Genomic DNA, 3,095 nt, shown 5'->3' with positions numbered 1-3,095 from the left:
AAATAACTCTCTGGCAAACCATAACGCGCTGCTGTTTGCCGTATCGCTTGATCGACTGAAGGACTATAACGGGTCATTTCGCGTACTCTATTGAAGCACTAGGACCTAACCCTTTTGCTACAGCTCTAGAAACAATCTTCAAGCCTTCATCCGTTATCACACCGGCTTTATGCCACTTCAAAGCACTTTGAATCAATTTGGCAATTTCATTGCGCTCCATTCCGTTAACGCCAAAAGTTGCTAACTTTGCTATTCCGCGCTCTAGCTCTTGCCTTGCCCGTAGCGCCTCTGGGGCATTCGGGTGGAAAAATATATTTCGTGCTAATTTAAAGCCTTGAACTGGGATATCAGGAATACTCTGTGGTACACGAACTCCATCAACAAGAGAAACCTCAGGAACGCCTTCAAATTTGCTAAAACCCTCTTTTGCTGCATCAGAATAGAATTGCTCCTGATCTACTGCCTTTTTAAAAGTAGAAAACCGTTCCGGTCCTATGGTCCTTTCAAGATTCTCAGACGCAAGATTTTGTTTTAAAAGTTTAGAAAATTCATTAATAGGGTCATCACTTTTTCTGAGTAAATCATCTAAGGCATTTCTCATACCCATCTGATAGGTATTATTTTGTTTTGTCCAATTCCCTTTAGAAAGATTTTCCTTAACTGCATCCCTTTCAATACTCTTTTCAAGTTTCGTGCCTAGAGCTTGTCTACCCTTCTCAAAACTATCTGCAAAATTTTTGAATTTTGCTGCACTACCACGCGCTGCTTGATAAGTAGGAGAGATTTGATCCATTATTTTTACTAAATCTTGTTTGAGGATTTCGTATCCTAAAACCTTCTGGTTATCGCCATGTTTCTTACTTTTTTCGATTAAATCATCAAGAGACTTCTTGGTTTGATCTAATAACTCTATCGTAGGTTTATAGTTTATACTGCTAAACTTTCTATTATAAAATCGTCTAGGATTTATACTGAGGGGGTGTTCCTCTAAAGTCTTAACAGCTTCTTTGAGAGCTCTTTGAAACCCTTTATTCTCAAAAAAATTATTAAGAGCTGGATAATGTTCTTTTCCTATTGGAATTTGCTTCGCTTGTTCATAGAGATGATCATGAGCCTCTTTTCCTTGCCGTTTAAGTGTCCTGCTTAAAATATCGCTATGCTGGTATGGAACAATCGTCTGCTCCATCATATCATCAAGACGTTGAACAGAACCGCCTAATCTTTTCTCATGCGCTTGTTTCAAGAGATTATAAACATCTTCATTTGTTTTAGACGCATTCCACAAAGTCTGTCGTAGTTTTTCATTAATATCTGTCAAAAATACTTCCTGAGGTTCTGAGCTAAGACGTTCCGTGATCTTTTGGGTTTTATTATCGTAAAGTTGCTTGGCAACTTCTCGCAAAGCTTTATTTGAAACCTCTTTACGAGCAGGATTAAAATAATTCCTCACGACAGGAGGTGACTTTAAAGCATTTCCTAAACTACGAACTGCCTTAGAAATACCCATACCTCCTAAAGCAGCAACCGGCGTCAAAACTGCCCCACCAACACCACCGGCTAATGCCGAATTCACCGTATCATTGTAACCTTTTCCTGCACCAGAACCATGTAAAACTCCAGAACCTGCCCCAACAATAGCTCCCCTACCTAAACTTCCTAAAGTCGAGCCTGCTCGCAAAAAATTTAATGCGGGAATACCCAAAGATGCTAATGTTGGCAAAATCGAACCAGCAATATAAGCACCAGAAGACAACCATGGATATTTCTCTTCCAAGGCTTTTTGGTAAGCGCGTTCCTTGGCTACTCTTCTGTTATAAACCTCTACTGCTTTCTTATCACCACGCCAATAATCCGTAAAACCTGCTTCATTCGCCGCTTGTATCTCATCACTGTACCCTGCTGTAAGACCAGATGTACCATGGCTTCTAACAGCATCCCACCACGTAAGATCTTTATCATCAAATGCAAAATCTTTGAATGTTTCTTGAGTATTTGGAATATCTTGAACTGGACCAATTACTTTATATTTCCTAGCCCATTCAGGGAGACGTGATTTATCATAATCCTTAAGTTCAGGATAATTTGTTTCCTTTTGAACATCTTCAGCAATACCAATAACCTTATACTTTCTAGCCCATTCAGGAAGAAGTGACTTATCATAATTCTTAAGTTCAGACATGAAACATAACCTATTTTCTTATAGTCATTCTTTTACCATCGGCATCAATAACAATAAAATCTGCTCCTTTCGGTAAGGCTTCAATTTCTTCTGCACTTTTTACTACAGGCGCATTTGCACTATGTCCTTGCTGTGGAGCTTTAGAATGCGACTGTGAGGTAACCTTATCAACACTCTCTTGCGTTAATTCAATGCTGCTGTCTTCTAGCAATTTCAATACGTCTAATTTCATCTTAGCCAAAATCTGATGGATTTTTTTCAACCTAAACAAGAGCTCTTTATGACCCAAGTCGTACTTTATCTCTCCTAAATAGCTCTTTAAGATATCAAGCTCTCTTTCTGTAAGGTTACCAAAACCAGAAGCACCATTGCGTGAATACCGTCTCATCGTTTCTAAACGGTCAATACCTATACGGTTTTTAATGGAATCAAGCAGTGAACGCATATCACGGTGTTGAGGAACCTTAAAAGAAGCTTGCCAATCAGCAAGATTTCCCGTAGCCCAATCACCATTCTCTTCTATATAATTCATAAAACGCTCAATGTCATGGAGTGTATTACTACTGATAGCTTCACTATTTTTAAGATCTATTGTTTCTCGTAGGCGGTCCATTTCTTCTTTAGATCTAGCATCATAACCGCCGTTCACTTTTTGTAATAGAAAAGCATTCAATGCATCTTTATTCCCAGCCATGAACCGCGCCTCTTCTTCACTGTACCCTTTAGATTTTAGGTATTCGACGGTCTGATTAACCTGCCCTCTTTCCTTATCTCCTTCATTAAGATGCTTCACACCACTTGCAAGCGCATCCCATCCAGAACCATCTGTGGGTGCTGCCGCCATACCTGCAAAAAGATCTTTGAGTTTCTGATACGCATCTGATTGAAAAAACTTATAAGTATTGGACTGTAAAAA

Annotated in this window: 1 protein-coding gene and 2 pseudogenes; all 3 read right to left on the bottom strand. The window is 39.2% G+C overall.

All coding sequences use genetic code 11. From position 1 onward, the window contains the following. Nucleotides 1–77, bottom strand: a pseudogene (locus ACFIO3_RS10725) (lytic transglycosylase); the annotation flags it as partial. Continuing rightward, nucleotides 74–2,179: a glycine zipper family protein gene (locus tag ACFIO3_RS10720; protein ID WP_375615335.1), complete on the bottom strand. Its 2,106-nt coding sequence runs from the start codon at nt 2,177–2,179 to the stop codon at nt 74–76. The pseudogene ACFIO3_RS10725 and the gene ACFIO3_RS10720, both read right to left, overlap by 4 nt. Before the next feature lie 10 nt (nt 2,180–2,189). Continuing rightward, nucleotides 2,190–3,095 (bottom strand): annotated as a pseudogene (locus tag ACFIO3_RS10715) (hypothetical protein); the annotation flags it as partial.

The organism is Bartonella sp. AD328YNZD (genome assembly GCF_042196425.1).
This window is presented reverse-complemented; position numbering and strand designations above follow the sequence as displayed.